The sequence below is a fragment of the Mesorhizobium sp. WSM4815 genome, from assembly GCF_055811575.1.
Genome location: NZ_JBVVQS010000090.1, coordinates 13,850 through 29,300, shown reverse-complemented (window position 1 = coordinate 29,300; position 15,451 = coordinate 13,850). Strand labels below are relative to the sequence as shown.

Here is a 15,451-nt window from a genome sequence, read left to right as displayed (position 1 = left end):
GGGAGAACCCAATGGAAATGTTCGGTTTCGTCACGCCTCTGTTTGTGCTGCTGATCGCCGGCGGAACGGCTATCGGTATCGTCTTCGGCGTCATTCCCGGCCTGACGGCGACGATGGCGGTGGCCGTCTGCCTGCCGATGACCTACTCGCTTGGGCTCGAGAACGGCCTCGCCCTGCTAATCGGTCTCTATGTCGGCGGCATCTCAGGCGGGGTGGTGCCGGCGATCCTCATCGGCATACCCGGCACGCCGTCGTCGGTCGCGACCACGTTCGACGGCTTCCAGATGGCCCGTCAGGGCAAAGGCGAGCAGGCGATGCGCATCGCCATCATCGGTTCACTGATCGGCGGCCTGATCTCGCTGGCGGCGCTCTATCTGTTCACGCCGTGGCTGGCCGATTTCGCGATCCGCTTCTCCTACGTCGAAAAGTTCCTGATCATCCTGTTCGCGCTGACGGTGATGGGCGCGCTGTCGAGCGACATGCTGCTGGGCATCTTCTCGGGCTTCCTGGGCATCTTTGTCAGCCTCGTCGGGGTCTATGACGTGACCGATGGCGGCAACGGCCATTTCCGGTTGATCCCGCCCGGCATGGAGGACACCCTCTACGGCGGCTTCGCGCTGCTGCCGGTGCTGATCGCGCTGTTCGGGCTGACGACGGTGCTGGAGGAGGCCGAGATCGGCATGCCGAAGGGGCCTTCGGTCAAGGAACTGGAGTCGGGCGGCAGGTCGAAGTTCTCGTGGTCGATATTTCGGGGCCAGACGATCAATCTCATCCGCTCGTCGGGCATCGGCACCTTTGTCGGCATCCTGCCGGGGATCGGCGGGTCGGCGGCGTCGATCCTCGCCTATACGGCGGCGAAGACGAGTTCGTCGCATCCCGAGACGTTCGGCAAGGGCGAACCGGCGGGCGTCATCGCTTCGGAGACGAGCAACAACGCGTTGACCGGCGGAGCGCTGGTGCCGCTGCTGTCGCTCGGGATACCGGGAGATTCGACCACTGCCCTTCTGATCGGCGCCTTCGCGCTTCAGGGCATCCAGGTCGGGCCCCTGTTCATAGGCCAGCATCCGGAAACGTGGAACTCGATGATCATCGCGATGCTGCTCGCCAACCTGGTCACGTTCGCGATGATGTACTACGCGATCCGCTGGTTCTCGCTGGCGGTGGCGATTCCGAAGGCGATCCTCTATCCGGTGATCCTGATGATGTGCGTCATCGGCGCCTATACAATCAACTACGGCATCATGTTCGACGTCTGGACGCTGCTCTTCTTCGGCGTCGCGGGCTGGATCGGCGTCAAGCTGGGGCTCGAAACCGCTCCGTTCATCATCGGTTTCATCCTCGGGCCTTCGGCCGAAATCTACTTCGTCAAGAGCCTGGAGTCGTTTGGCGACCTGACGATCTTCTTCACCAAGAGCTGGATCGCAGCCTTCCTGTGGGTCCTGATCGTGGCGTCGATTGCGGTTTCGGTCGTCATCGGCCGCCGCCAGCGCGCGGAGAAGCTCGCCGCCGGTTGAAACTTGCCTTTCGGGCCGGCCGAAGAAATAAGTCGTACATGGTTGTGGAGGAGACTTCGACTCGCGCCAGGCGCAGACGCTCGTCAGGGGCGGTGACCATGCAGACGGTCGGCCGTATGGCCGGCGTCTCGCAGGTCACGGTCTCGCGCGCGCTTTCCGAACCCTCAAAGGTCTCTGCTGAGACGCTTCGGCGCATCCACGAGGCGATCCGCGTCACCGGCTTCGTTCCGAATGCGCTCGCCGGCGCGCTCGCCTCCCAGAGGAGCATGCTGGTTTCGGCGCTGGTTCCGTCGATCTCGAACATCGTCTACGCCTCGATGATCACCTCGTTCAACGAACGCATGCGCGCGCGCGGCTACCAGATTCTGCTGTCGGAGACGGGTTTCGACCCCGGCGACGAGGAGGCGTTCATCGCCACCCACCTTTCGCGCCGGCCCGACGCGATGCTGCTCACGGGCATTCACCACTCCGCGCAGGCGCGGCGCATGCTGCTGGCGGCGGGCATTCCGGTCGTCGAGGTCTGGGACATCAGCACCACGCCGATCGACATCTGCGTCGGCTTCTCGCATGTCGAGGCGGGCCGCGCGGCGGCCGACTTCGCGATCGACGCAGGCTACCCGCGCGCGGCCTGCGTGTCGGCCGGCGACGAGCGGGCGCGCCGGCGCCAGCAGGCGTTCTCGGACCGCTTCGAGCGGAGTAGCGGCCATGCCGTCCTGAAAGCGGCTTTCGACGCGCCGGCGACTCTGGCCAACGGCCGGGCCGGGCTTTCGCGCCTGCTGCGGGAAGGCTTTTCGGACGGCGTCGTGTTCTGCAGTTCCGATCTGCTCGCGCACGGCGTCCTAATCGAGGCGCTTGCGCGAGGACTTTCCGTACCGGGCGACGTGGCGGTGATCGGGTTCGGAGACCAGGACTATGCCGCCGCGGTGGAACCTGCGCTGACCACCGTACGCGTCGACCGCGAAGCGCTCGGCGCTGCCGCCGCCGAGGCCATCCTGTCGCGCTTCCGCGGCGAGGAGCAGGCGGAGAACGTCATCGACATCGGGTTCAGGATCATTCGGCGAGCATCAGCCTGAGCACGTTTCGACGGCAACCCCGTGGACCCTGTGAAGCGATGTCAGGTTTCACAAACCAGTTGTAACGACGACTTCTCGCGCGACCACGACCTCTAGCTGGTCACGCACAATATCTGCTTCCCGGGCCGGCAAGGTGATTCTTACGACCGACATTAGGCGCTAACCTGCCGCTCCGCTCCCCCAAGGGCCATGGAACGCGCCCGGCCCGTCGATGCGCTCGCAGCCGTGCGCGCCGAAGAAATCTCGTTGCGCCTGGATCAGGTTCGAGGTGCCGCGGCCCTGGCGATAGCTGTCGAAATAGGCAAGCGCCGACGACAGCGCCGGCACCGGCGAGCCGGCTTCCGACGCCCTTGCCACGATGCGCCGCAGCGATGGATGCGCCTCCTGCATCATCGCGATGAAGGCCGGTGCCATCAAAAGATTGGTGGCCGCCCCGCCGCTGCCGAAGGCTTCCGCCATGGTGTCCAGCAATTGCGAGCGGATGATGCAGCCTGCCCGCCAGATCTTGGCGATGGTCGGCATCGGCAGGTTCCAGTTGAATTCCTTCGATGCGCCGCTCATCACCGCAAAGCCTTGCGCATAGGCAGATATCTTGCCGGCGAACAGCGCCAGTTCGAGATCGCCAAGAAGCGCGTCCCTGTCTCCGGAAATGCTGGTCGCGCCGCCATTGCCATAGGCGTTTTCGGCGGCCAGGCGCTCGTCCTTGATCGACGACAGCACGCGCGCCGCCACCGCGGCCTCGATCGCGGTGGCCGGAATGCCGAGCTGCTGCGCCTCGATGACCGACCATTTGCCGGTGCCCTTCTGGCCGGCGCGGTCGAGGATGATATCGACCACCGGCTTGCCTGTCTTCGGATCGTCGGCGTCCAGCACCTTGGCGGTGATCTCGATCAGGTAGGAGTTGAGCCGGCCCTTGTTCCAGCCGGCAAACACCTGTGCGATCTCCTTCGGCCCCATGCTTAAGCCGTCGCGCAAGATGCCGTAGATCTCGGCGATCATCTGCATGTCGGCATATTCGATGCCGTTATGGATGGTCTTGACGAAATGCCCGGCGCCATCGGTGCCAAGCCATGCGGCACAGGGCTCATCCCTGAACTTGGCCGAAATGGCGGTCAGCACCTTTTCGACGCGTTTCCAGGACTGTTCCGTGCCGCCGACCATGATCGACGGTCCATGGCGCGCGCCCTCCTCGCCGCCGGACACGCCCATGCCGATGAAGGTGAGACCCGAATCGGAAAGCTCGGAGAAGCGCCGCATCGTGTCACGGAAATTGGCGTTGCCGGCATCGATGACGATGTCGTTCGCCGACAGCACGCCGCGCAGTGCCGCGATCTGCTCGTCGACCGGCTTGCCGGCCAGCACCATGATGATGATCGGCCGCGGCGGCCGAATGGCGGCGGCGCAACACCTGGCTCCTTGCAGAGCCTGAGCGTGCCTGGCGAGGTTGTGGCCTATCGCGGCTCCGGTTAGCCGCATTTCTGCGACGCCAAGTGATTCCACCGGTGCAAAATGCGCGTTGCTGACTGACAGCCTTGGGGCCGTTTGCCGTCCGACAGCTTACGGGCAGGTAGATCAGCAAAGCTGCCCTTCGCTCCGGAAAGCGGAGAAGGACGTCTGGGCGTCGCAACGCCCTGGTTTCCGTTGTTCCCCTCTAGTCCAATTCGAAAATATCGCTACGAAGTAGGCATCGTGGCGATAGAAGCAGCCGATTTCGTTGACGTGACACTGCCGCTGGGCCAACGTCCTGCGCTCCATTGCGACACCGATCAGGCGGTCGCGTGAGGGTATGAATGGAGAGTATCAGGTGAAAGACCAGCGAGCCGTCCATGCTGTCACTTTTTCCAGATATCGGGCGTTTGAGCACAAACAGCAGCTTGAGTTAAAGCCGCTCACTCTCCTGTTCGGACTGAATAGTGTGGGCAAGAGCGCAGCGCTACGACTGTTGCCGATCCTAGCCGCCTCGGCACTGCACAAGCAGCGCAAAGCGGCAGTACTCGACTATGCGTCACCGGCGCTGAGGGAAGCCGTCTTTCAGGATCTTATCCATAACGGTCAGGTCGCGGCGGGACTGCAGTTCGGATTCGACTGGGGTGACGTTCAATACGATGTGACGCTGCGCGATCTGGGCGCAGACGGCGAGGTAATCGGCGAATTCGAAGCTAAGGTCGATGGCCAAGCATTTTCCGGTGGCTTGGCCGATGAAGGCCGTGGAGCATTCGAGGTCATCAGCAACGGGCAAGCTTCGCAATGGAAGCTGGCAGGATTGCGTCCGGTCGAAGCGGACACCGAAGAAGGTAAGCGCGTGGCTGGAATCCTGTGCGAAAGCCTCGCGGCTTTTGCCTCCTCGGTTCACTGGTTGGGAGCCGTGCGCGCTGCGGTCCCGCGCATGTTCGAGCTGCGGACAAGTGCCGATGGTAGAATCAATCCCGACGGTTCAGGTGTCGCCGAGGCGATACGGATCAGTGCCTCTGCCGGAGACGGTGCCGCGGACGCGGACGCGGTGTCGAAGTGGCTAGAAAAAGCCTGTCAATCAACGTTGAGCTTCGCTCAGAGCGATGAGGCTATCGCGTTCAACCGGCGCTTCTTTCCATTCAATGTGATCACTGCCGCAGGTCGTCACATCGCGGTTCGCGATGTGGGTGAAGGCATCGCTCAAGCGTTACCGGTCGTGATGCTCTGCCATCAAGCGCTACTCGGCCAACTTGGCGACAACGCGATCCTCGCGTTCGAGCAGCCGGAGCTGCACTTGCACCCGGCAGCCTCGGTACATTTAGCGGACGAGATCATTGATTGTATCGCCAAAGGCTCGAACGCGCGCCACGTGATCGAAACCCATGCCGAAAGCATGTTACTGTCGGTGCAGATAGGCATAGTCGAAAAGCGCGTTCGACCGCAGGACGTTATCGTCTACTGGGTGTCGGCCGATGAGAACGGAACCTCGCTCAGGCCGATCACCTTTGACGAAGAAGGCTTCGCGGTAGGGGGATGGCCGCAAGGGGTTTTTCGCGAGACGCTCGATCAAGCCCGGCGGCTCGCGCAGCTCAGAATTGATCCGTCCTAATCCTGATGCAGTTCTTGATCAGCGATACCATTCTCGGTTCCCCTGCGCAGTGGCCTGACCTCGAAGCCCTGCTCGATCGGGCACGCTACAATCGCTGCTATATCGACGCGCTTAATCCGGAATCATCGCTCACAAACGCATGGTTCAAGCAGACCGATGGACGCCGCCAGCAGGACTGGCTCAATGCGGTTAGCTGGGCTGCCAAGGATGCCGCAGTTTTTCGGCTGCGCAAGATGGTCGCGGACGTGGCGCCCGACCCGAAAGCCAAGCCGCTGGCGAAAGTTAGCTTGCGTGAGGCGATTGATCTGGCCGACAGAACGTCGGCACTGTGGCTCGAGAACGGCAGGAACGATCGGCGGTTTCTTCTATCGATGATGCCGCCTGAACAGCGCGCGACGTTTCTCGATTGGGAGAAGCGCAGGATCATCTCGTTCGAAAGCCGAGGCGGATTGGGTGAACTGCGCGTGTCACTCCAAGAACTTGCCGAGCGCAGTTTGCTTGATCCGAGAACAAACCGTGCCTTGTTCGACAGTGATGGCGAGGTTCCTGGACATCGCAGCCGCGACGCTGAGGCGATGATCGCCTTCTGCGAAAGCGTGCATCTTGCCTATCACTGCCTCGTCAGGCGAGCGATCGAAAATTACCTGCCTCGCAAGGCCTTGTGGAGTTGGACGACGCACGATCTGCGGAAGCGATCGGAGCGCAGCAAGAAAATTGAAGCATTCGGCCGTATGAGCGTTGATCAACGTCACCATTTTCGCATGAAAGCCGGCTGGGATAAGGTCCCCAGCGCGCAGGTCGCGTCGCTGTATCAAGGCATTTCGGAAATCGATCACGCGACGCTGCGCGAGTGGATCGATGATAACATCTCCTCAGTCTATGATACCTTCATGGATGAGATATACGGATGGGCCACTAAAGAAGAGATCGATCCGGGCGTGCAGGCCACCATCAAAGACATAGCAGACTGGATTCGGGTTCCCTATGCGTGATACCTTCTCGGCTGATCCGACCGTCGTCTTTCTGACCTCCGTCTTGGATGATATCGCGCAGGGCCGGATTCGCATTCCGCGATTCCAACGACCGCTTGTCTGGCGCTGGGCGCAGCGCAAGGAGTTCTTCGAAAGCATTTTCGCGGGATTGCCTATAGGCGCCCTAATGATCTGGGCTACGCCTAATAGGGAGATTGGTTGCTACGACCAGCTTGGGCCGCACCCGCTCCCGACGACGCCGATTTTGGGCGAAGGCCGCTACCTGATGGATGGCGTTCAGCGCATTTCCACGCTCTATGGCGCGCTCCGCGCGACGCAGAGCTGGAGCGGTTTTGACGAAGAGCGCGACGTCGAGCTGCGCGATTTCGTGGTGTATGCCGATCTCGATGCGGAAGCTGATGTCGATTGCTTCGTCAGGTCAGTCGACATCCCGCAAGGGGGGCTGAAGAGTGATCCGTCACGCTACTTGCCCCTCAATATGATCCTGCAGAGCCGGGAGCTGCTTCGCTTCCAGCGCGATCTCGTGGACGAGCGGCGCATCGACCGGGCCGACGAGGTCGCGTCAGCATTTCGCCAGTACAAAGTGCCGATTATCACCCTGAACAGTGCCAGCCTGGAGGTCGTCACCAAAAGCTTCGAGCGCATCAACAGCCGTGGCGCCGACATGAGCGAACTGCACATGCTAAATGCGCTCACCTATTCCCCCACCTTCGACCTGCTCAAGCGAGACCAGGAGCTGCGCAAGGAACTTCTTGCGCCCTATGGCTGGCAGGGCCTCGATTCCGATATCGTCTTGCGCTGCCTCAAGCTCAATTTGGGGGCGGACATCTACAAGACTAACCCAGATGAGGTCAGCAAGAGGCTGCGACAGGACCCACTCGTTCTCGATCGCACCTTTGAATGTCTTGGGCAAACGGCGAAGTTCTTCCGTGCCACATTCGGCATAACCAATCCGACGCTTGTGCCGTACCGTATTCAGATCATCGCGATCGCGACCGCACTGCTGCAGCGCAACGTCGAAGACTATACCGAGCGGCTACAGGACTGGGTATGGATTTCGGCCTATTCGGAATTGTTCGGTGGAACCGGGCGCCAGTCGGAGAACGCAATTGCCGACTTGCGGGCGTTTGTGAACACCGGCTTCTTCGAGTGGTCCCTGCGCGAGCCCCCGGCTGTGCGCAGCATCGCAGAGGTCAAGAGCGATTTCCGAGCGGCGCGAGTCAAAGCATTAATGTTCGCGTTGGCCGCGCGGGCTAACGAACTGTCGCCAAGTGCAGGCGATGATCTGATCGCCACATTCGGTGGCGAGGCGTTCCCGTTCCTGTCGTTGATCGGCGTTGAACGCGGCAGTCAGGGTGCGCGTTTTCTCGTTGAGCCAGGCTATACCTCGGAGTTCAAGCTTCAGCTTCTGGAACGTCGCTTGGACCACGCCACGCGCCAGCGCCACCTCATTTCTGACGAAGCCTGGGCGTTAGTCAATCCGGACAGTATGAGCGAGTTTACGCGGTGCCGGGCGAACGATCTGTTCGCATATGAACGTAACGCGATCGTCGAGCCGGCGGCGCAAAGACTTGGCATAGGGCCGCTGCGCATTCTGCGAGCAAATGACCCCGAGGGCGAGCGGCGCGACGGGGATGCCGGCGACATCTGAGAGGTTCAACAATCGCGCTGGGTGGTGTCCGGCGAGGGAGCCGAACAGTTGATCGGGCGGCGGCGCTAGAACGCGCCCTCTCGTCACGACCTTCGGTCGCTCGACTTCGGCACCGATACATTCCGCCGCTTGACATCGTCCCTTTGCGGGAACAGTCGAGAACCTTCGCTTGGTCCGGTTTTGGGCGCTTAACGGTCCGCCTGCTGGGCATCGAATGGCGTCTCCATTCCGATCTCTCGTAGCAACATCCGACCCAAATGCGACACTTCCAAACGATGCTTGAAATCACCTTCACGGGCATCAAACTCGGGAATTTCCCCCTTTTTCACGTTGCCATAGCTCTTCTTGAGCAATCCAAGTCGGACTAAGTGCCTCTTCCCAAGCTCATAAAGTTGGTTTTGATCGATCACCGATGGCGAGGATTGTAGATGCGGCGGCTTCGGACGATTAACCCTGTCAAACGCTTCGCGATCCGCTCCCGCGTATGATCTGCCGTAGGCGTTAAGTAGGGTGACCTCGTCATCGTCTAACTCGCCCAAAATCAGCAGGAGCCGTTTCCTCCGGAGGACGTCAGCATCGTCCTCGCTCAGCCCTCGACTCACCGCCTCGATGATTTGATCGATCCGTTCCTGCGAGGTTGCCCTTGCCGACTGGAAGCCGCCTTCTTCGATTAAGTCGATCTTCTCAGCATTGGACGCAAGACCATCTCTAATCTCCGTCGCTAAATCTTCGACCCGCGAAGCCAACGCCTGCAGATATGCAGCTATGCGATCGGCTCGCTGCCCGGGGATAACCATGCCGACGACTTCCGCCAGGACGCCGCCAGCGAACGGGATGGCGCCTGCAACCCCTTTGCCGATGGCGACCAGCTTGTCACGCAAGTCATCGTCCAAGCCATCGCGGTTCGGATCGCTGTTGGCCATCTTTCGCCCTTCTCATTTCGAAGGATGCTCGCCGAGCGTCCCTCCATGTGGCTCTTTGAACAGAGCCTCAGACTTCAGGTCAATGATGTTGCTGGCGCACGAGAGGTGAGCGCACGGCCGCTTTTAGAAACGGCGGGGGCACAACTTAAACGACCGAATTCCGCGCTAACCTGCCGCTCCGCTCCCCCACGGGCCATGGAACGCGCCCGGCCCGTCGATGCGCTCGAAGCCGTGCGCGCCGAAGAAATCGCGTTGCGCCTGAATCAGGTTCGAGGTGCCGCGGCCCTGGCGGTAGCTGTCGAAATAAGCAAGCGCCGACGACAGCGCCGGCACCGGCGAGCCAGCCTCCGACGCCCTTGCCACGATACGCCGGAGCGATGGATGCGCCTCCTGCATCATCGCGATGAAGGCCGGTGCCATCAAAAGATTGGTGGCCGCCCCGCCGCTGCCGAAGGCTTCCGCCATGGTGTCCAGCAATTGCGAGCGGATGATGCAGCCTGCCCGCCAGATCTTGGCGATGGTCGGCATCGGCAGGTTCCAGTTGAACTCCTTCGACGCGCCGCTCATCACCGCGAAGCCTTGCGCATAGGCAGCGATCTTGCCGGCGAACAGCGCCAGTTCGAGATCGCCAAGAAGCGCGTCCTTGTCTGCGGAAATCCTGGTCACGCCGCCTTTGCCATAGGCCCTTTCGGCGGCCAGGCGCTCGTCCTTGATCGACGACAGGACACGCGCCGCCACCGCGGCCTCGATCGCGGTGGCCGGAATGCCGAGCTGCTGCGCCTCGATGACCGACCATTTGCCGGTGCCCTTCTGGCCGGCGCGGTCGAGGATGATATCGACCACCGGCTTGCCTGTCTTCGGATCGTCGGCGTCCAGCACCTTGGCGGTGATCTCGATCAGGTAGGAGTTGAGCCGGCCCTTGTTCCAGCCGGCAAACACCTGTGCGATCTCCTTCGGCCCCATGCTTAAGCCGTCGCGCAAGATGCCGTAGATCTCGGCGATCATCTGCATGTCGGCATATTCGATGCCGTTATGGATGGTCTTGACGAAATGCCCGGCGCCATCGGTGCCAAGCCATGCGGCACAGGGCTCATCCCTGAACTTGGCCGAAATGGCGGTCAGCACCTTTTCGACGCGTTTCCAGGACTGTTCCGTGCCGCCGACCATGATCGACGGTCCATGGCGCGCGCCCTCCTCGCCGCCGGACACGCCCATGCCGATGAAGGTGAGACCCGAATCGGAAAGCTCGGAGAAGCGCCGCATCGTGTCGCGGAAATTGGCGTTGCCGGCATCGATGACGATGTCGTTGGCCGATAGCACGCCGCGCAGTGCCGCGATCTGCTCATCGACCGGCTTGCCGGCCAGCACCATGATGATGATCGGTCGCGGCGGCCGGATGGCGGCGGCGAGTTCCTCCAGGCTGTAGCAGGGCACCACCATATTCTTCAGCGCCCCGGCATTCTCGACAAAGGCGTCGGTGCGTGCCGCGGTGCGGTTGAAAACGGCTATGCGGTGCCCCTTCTCGGCGATGTTGAGCGCCAGGTTGGAGCCCATCGTGCCAAGGCCGATCAGGCCGATTTCGGCTTTTTCCATCGTTTCTTCCCTGCTTTCGGATCTTTTGTTGAGGCCGCGCATTGTGGCGACGACCATTCTTGTCGGGATGCCATTCTTGCCGGATGATTGACGGGCCTTCAGGGCCGCGTCAACCGCACTCGCCGAATTGTGTTGCAGCTTGTCCTCAAGGCCTGATGTCGATCGGCGCCTCTATCTTCACCATCTCGAAAGCCGAGACGAGAATATCGAGCCGTGCCGTCCATCGGCCGGGAACCGGGACGACGAGACCGTCGACGCGCCAGGTGCCGTCGCCTGGCTTTGTCGCCGCGCGCTTGATCGGCTCGATCCCGGCATCGGGTTTTGACAGCACCAGCGTCACTTGTTCAGCGTCGAGCGGGCCGAAATCTCCGGTCATGATGACGATCGAGGCGGCAACCGGTCCAACATGGCCGGGTGTGATGCTGAGGTCGGCCATCGCCTTCGGCGTGTGGATATGCACCGACGCCGGCTGCGCCGCTGCGATCGCCAGGGCGCGTGGCGGCGGCGTGAAGCGCCAGCCGGCGGCGACGCCAAAAATCGCCAGAACGGTCAGCATCTCAATGCCGATCGAGCGGACCAGCCTCTTCTGTACTTCCGTCTCTCCCGCTTCCGCCGGACCGGTCAGCTTCCAGCGGTTGATGGCGGCCAGAATGAACAGAAACAACAGCAGCGCCAGCTTGACCAGCAGCAGCCGGCCATAGGCGGTCTCGAGCAAAGCTGCGGGCGCCTGCACCTGGATGACGGCCAGCACGAAGCCAGTGGCCGCAAGCACGGCCACGACGGGCAGTATCCCCAGGGAAAACCGGTGCAGGAAAGGCGCTGCTTCGGCCGGCCTCCGCCGCATGGCAAGACCGAGCGGCGCCAGCGCCCCGGCCCAGAATGCAATGCCGGCGCCGTGCAGAAACACCATCGGCCTTGTCAGCCATTGCGGTTCGGCGGCACTTGCATGTCCGCTGGCGGCAAGGGCGGCGCCGACACCGGCCAGGCCGGCAAAGGCAAACAGCTTTGCGCCGCCGCGCGGCCCGACCAGCGACAGCAGGCCAAGCCCGAGCGCCACCAGCGCAACCAGCACCGTCCAGCCGAAGCTGGTGGCGAGCCCGGCCTGCCAGACGCCTGGCTGCGCCAGCCGGGCGAGCGGTGCACCGAGCGCGTCCAGCCCCTGCAAGCCGAGCGATAACGGCGCCGCGACGAGGCCGCACAGGATCGCGGCGATGACGAAGCGCCGGCCGGAACGCCCGCCTTGCGCCAGCCAGGCGATGGCAAAGGCGCCGCCGACGCCGAGAAACAGGCCGACATAGAGAAAGACCTTGCCGATCCAGATTGCCGACCTCAGACCCCGGTCGACAGCTTCGGCGACGGCCGGCGCCGCACTCGGCGCGCCGATCGAAAACAGCACCGAGCCGCCGACCGGATGGCCATCGGCGGAGATCACCCGCCAGCTCAGCACATGCGTGCCGGATCCGAGCCGTTGCGGATTGTCGATGTCGAGCGTCTGGCCATTGAGCCGAAAGGACGTCAGCGGAACCGGCGTTCCATCGGGCCGCACCAAGGTCAGCATCAGCGGTGACACCGGCTCGCTGAAGGTCAGCGAGAACTGCGCGGGGCTCTGCGCCAGCACGGCGCCGTCCGTCGGCTCGGTTGTGACCAGCGCCGCGTGGGCGAAGGCCTGACCTGGCGCGGCAATGGCGGCAAGCAGCACGATCGCAGCCAGCAGGCAGATCGCAAATCGGCCGGTTGTGCAGACCGTTCGCAGCAGGGATGCAGCACTCATGTCACGGCACAAAACAGCGGCGCACTCTTTCGAACAAGGCGCGCCGCCAAAAAATCATAGCTTCGGCGCAAGCTTGAGGCCGGGCGCCGGATATTCCAGCGCGTCCTCATCCTGGCCGGCCGCTGGTATCTCGATCCAGCGTTCGGCGGCGCCGTCGCATTCCTGCACCACCGGGAAGTAGAGCGTTTGGCCGGCCGGCAGATCCGCCGCCAGTGTGCCGCGGAAGACGAATTCGTCGTAGAATTCGTCCGGCAGGCTGCCGCCGCTCCAATTCACTTCCTTGACGCCGCTGGACACCTCTTGACCATGGAGCTGATAGGATTTCTCGTATCTGCCGTTCTTGACCTGCAGCGTCCAGCCGGCCTTCGGCATCGGCTTAACTGAAATCACTCCCTCCGGGATCTGCACGCGCACGGCGGTCGTCGCCTTGCCTTCACACCCATGCGGCACGCGCAGGACGGCCTTGTAGGTCGAACCGACCGCCGCCTCCTGCGCTTCCAGCGTAATGTGGGCAAAGGCAGCACTTGTCCCCAGGACGAAAAACACGCCGGCCGACAGAAGATAATTGTTCATGATGGTTCCTCGAGTTTGAATTGAGCGGATCTGGCCGGATCAATTGGCATGGTCGTGCATGCCGCCCGTTTCGCCCATGCCTTCCACCGTGAACTCGACGGCGACCGTGCCAGCCTTTTCGAAGGTCAGCGCAGCGGAAAACGTCTCGCCTTGTTTGGGCTGACGCTTGAGGCCGACTAACATCAAGTGATAACCGCCGGGAGCCAGCGCGACCTTGCCGCCGGCCGGGATTTCGAGGCCGCTGACCGGCCGCATGGTCATGACGCCGTCCTTGACGCCCATTTCATGCAGTTCGGCCTTGGCCGAAATATCCGAGGAGATCGACAACAGCCGGTCCGGCGAACTGCCGGTGTTGGTTATGGTGAAGTAGCCGCCGGCGACTTTGGCGCCGGGCGGTGTGGCGCGCGACCAGGGATGCACGACCTCGAGGTCGCCAACCCTGAACTCATGCGCGAAAACGGCCTGGGCGCTGACGAACAGCAGGGCGAGGAGGAACACGGTGACGCCGAGTCGCTCCTCGAAGCTGCGCAGGAAGCGGCTGTTGCGGCCGAGCCGCGTGCGGAAAGTGTGAGACATGATAGCTCCAGGAACTGAGAAATCGCGCCGTCGGCCGGTCGCGAACAGTTTCGATGTTGAACGAATTCGCCCGCGAAATATTCCGCAAGGCGAACTGGGACGGATCAGGCCGTCACCGGAGGCGCGCGCGGATTCGACGGAGAGCGGTCGCGGGCAAAGTCGAGATGCCTGAACGCCGGCAGCACAAAGGCGACGATTTCGACGGGAAAATTGCCGGGCAACGTGGCGGCAGCGGGCGGCGGCGCGTAGACAGCCGAGGCCATGCCGCAGCCAGGCATACAGCAAGCCGGCATGTGCTGCTGGTGTGGATCGCCGCCGGGACGCTGGGCAGCGCCCTCCTGGGTGCAAATGACGTTGCCGAAAGCGTCGCGTTGCGAAGCATCCGGCCCGATGCCAAAGGCGAATGCGCCAAGCACTGACTGGAGCACGAGCAAATAGGCCGCGGCGAATGCCGACGGCATGCTCCATCGTCTCCGCCGGATGTTCAAACGCCTGCCTCCTCACGCAGCAACGGCCAGATATCTAGCACGCGGCCGGCGGTCGGAAAATCGCCAAATCCCCACTGCGGCAACGCGGCGCTTTAATGCAACAACCTAAAGCTCGCTACGCTTGCTGGCCTTCTGGAATCGACGTCAGCAGCGTGTGCCGCGCGGACTTCAGATGCTTGCGGCAGGCGGTGTCTACCTTGCCGAGATCGCGCGATTTGAGCGCCGCGATATAGGCTAGGTGTTCCGCGACCGCCACTTCGTTGCGCTCGCGCTCCTGCGCCTTGTTCCACTGATAGTGGTAGTGGAAGATCATGGCGATGACGTCGTAGAAATCGACGATGAAGCGATTGTGCGACGCGCGGTGGATCAGCCGGTGAAAGCGCTCGTCGAGCTCCGAGAATTCGTTGAAGCGCATGGCGATCTCGCGCGCCAGCAGGCGATGCTCATCCTCCAGCAGGTCGAGGTCGGCCCACACCGGGCTGTCTTCCGGCAGGGCGGCGAAGGCGGCGGCCGAGCGCAGTTCGAACATCTCGCGGATTTCGGTCAGTTCCAGCGCAAAAGCGCGGGTAAAACCTTTCAGCACCCAATGGCTGTTGCGGCGCTTCTCGATCAGCCCGAAGCGGGAAAAGCGGATCAGGAACTCGCGCACGCTGGTGGTGCCAACGCCGATCTCGCGCGCCAGCTCGAGTTCGTTGATCTGCATGCCGGGCTCAGCACCGCCGACAAGCAGCCGCCGCATGAAGGAGCGCTCGATGATCTGCGAGAGCGTGTCGGTTTCTTCCTCGGGAAAAAAGTCGTCCGGCCGCGGCACGCGCAAAACCGTCTTGCTGCGCTTGTTCCAGGCGATCAGCCCGGTCTCTTCCATGCGCGCAAGGATGGTGCGGATCGTCGTGCGGCTGACGCCAAGCAGGGTGCCCAGCTCGGGCTCCGACGGCAGGCTTTTCGTTTCGTCGAGCAGCCGCAAACCGCGATTGTAGGCGTCCTTATAGACGTTGTTGCTCTTCGACATCCCCTGCCCCGTTGCGCGCCGGCGCTTGCGGCGGCCGGCTTGAAGCGCGATATGCAGATGCTTCTGGCGCAGGCTCCCGGAAGCGGAATCGCTTTTCGGAAGTCAGGCCTGGTTCCAGTGTCCGGTCCTCTGCGCATCCGCAAGAACGCGCGGCTTCGTCACGAAAAAACAATTGACGCAAAACTGTTTTTTCACGATAAAAGACATTAACTGTTAACAAGCGCGTG

Annotated in this window: 12 protein-coding genes and 1 pseudogene; 5 read left to right on the top strand and 8 right to left on the bottom strand. The window is 62.4% G+C overall.

Going from position 1 to position 15,451, the window contains the following annotated elements; genetic code table 11:
• Positions 1-11: 11 nt before the first annotated feature.
• Both AC0L2B_RS12585 and AC0L2B_RS12580 read left to right on the top strand, forming a co-directional pair.
• Positions 12-1,514 (top strand): tripartite tricarboxylate transporter permease, encoded by a 1,503-nt coding sequence (locus AC0L2B_RS12585; protein ID WP_473745561.1) that lies wholly within the window; start codon positions 12-14, stop codon positions 1,512-1,514.
• A 98-nt stretch (positions 1,515-1,612) separates the two neighbouring features.
• Entirely contained in the window at positions 1,613-2,587 is a 975-nt protein-coding gene (locus AC0L2B_RS12580; protein WP_473493315.1) for a LacI family DNA-binding transcriptional regulator, read from the top strand.
• A 159-nt stretch (positions 2,588-2,746) separates the two neighbouring features.
• Here the strand turns inward: AC0L2B_RS12580 and gndA (AC0L2B_RS12575) are convergent.
• A pseudogene (gndA, locus tag AC0L2B_RS12575) lies at positions 2,747-3,988 on the bottom strand (NADP-dependent phosphogluconate dehydrogenase); the annotation flags it as partial.
• A 403-nt stretch (positions 3,989-4,391) separates the two neighbouring features.
• On the opposite strand from gndA (AC0L2B_RS12575), the gene AC0L2B_RS12570 reads away from it, so the two are divergent.
• Genes AC0L2B_RS12570 through AC0L2B_RS12560 form a run of 3 tightly spaced genes read left to right on the top strand, consistent with a single transcriptional unit; the run spans position 4,392 to position 8,291 of the window.
• Positions 4,392-5,648, top strand: coding sequence for an AAA family ATPase (locus AC0L2B_RS12570; RefSeq protein WP_473745560.1), 1,257 nt, complete (start codon positions 4,392-4,394; stop codon positions 5,646-5,648).
• Positions 5,649-5,662: 14 nt separating this feature from the next.
• Positions 5,663-6,640: a hypothetical protein gene (locus tag AC0L2B_RS12565; RefSeq protein WP_473745559.1), complete on the top strand. Its 978-nt coding sequence runs from the start codon at positions 5,663-5,665 to the stop codon at positions 6,638-6,640.
• Positions 6,633-8,291, top strand: coding sequence for a DUF262 domain-containing protein (locus AC0L2B_RS12560; protein WP_473745558.1), 1,659 nt, complete (start codon positions 6,633-6,635; stop codon positions 8,289-8,291). Before AC0L2B_RS12565 ends, AC0L2B_RS12560 begins: the two co-directional genes overlap by 8 nt.
• Positions 8,292-8,479: 188 nt before the next feature.
• Here the strand turns inward: AC0L2B_RS12560 and AC0L2B_RS12555 are convergent, their stop codons facing one another.
• From AC0L2B_RS12555 to AC0L2B_RS12525, 7 genes are all read right to left on the bottom strand, one after another.
• Positions 8,480-9,214, bottom strand: coding sequence for a hypothetical protein (locus AC0L2B_RS12555; protein ID WP_473745557.1), 735 nt, complete (start codon positions 9,212-9,214; stop codon positions 8,480-8,482).
• Positions 9,215-9,379: 165 nt separating this feature from the next.
• Positions 9,380-10,807 (bottom strand): NADP-dependent phosphogluconate dehydrogenase, encoded by a 1,428-nt coding sequence (gene gndA, locus AC0L2B_RS12550; RefSeq protein ID WP_473745556.1) that lies wholly within the window; start codon positions 10,805-10,807, stop codon positions 9,380-9,382.
• 145 nt (positions 10,808-10,952) lie between these two features.
• Positions 10,953-12,578, bottom strand: coding sequence for a copper resistance CopC/CopD family protein (locus AC0L2B_RS12545; protein ID WP_473745555.1), 1,626 nt, complete (start codon positions 12,576-12,578; stop codon positions 10,953-10,955).
• Between the two features lie 54 nt (positions 12,579-12,632).
• The gene (locus tag AC0L2B_RS12540; protein ID WP_236393010.1) at positions 12,633-13,151 is read right to left on the bottom strand and encodes a YcnI family copper-binding membrane protein; all 519 of its coding nucleotides are present in this window, start codon (positions 13,149-13,151) and stop codon (positions 12,633-12,635) included.
• Between the two features lie 39 nt (positions 13,152-13,190).
• The gene (locus AC0L2B_RS12535; protein ID WP_473745554.1) at positions 13,191-13,727 is read right to left on the bottom strand and encodes a copper chaperone PCu(A)C; all 537 of its coding nucleotides are present in this window, start codon (positions 13,725-13,727) and stop codon (positions 13,191-13,193) included.
• A gap of 104 nt (positions 13,728-13,831) precedes the next feature.
• Entirely contained in the window at positions 13,832-14,188 is a 357-nt protein-coding gene (locus AC0L2B_RS12530) for a DUF2946 family protein (protein ID WP_473745553.1), read from the bottom strand.
• Positions 14,189-14,330: 142 nt separating this feature from the next.
• Positions 14,331-15,224, bottom strand: coding sequence for a GntR family transcriptional regulator (locus AC0L2B_RS12525; protein WP_473745552.1), 894 nt, complete (start codon positions 15,222-15,224; stop codon positions 14,331-14,333).
• Positions 15,225-15,451 lie beyond the last annotated feature (227 nt).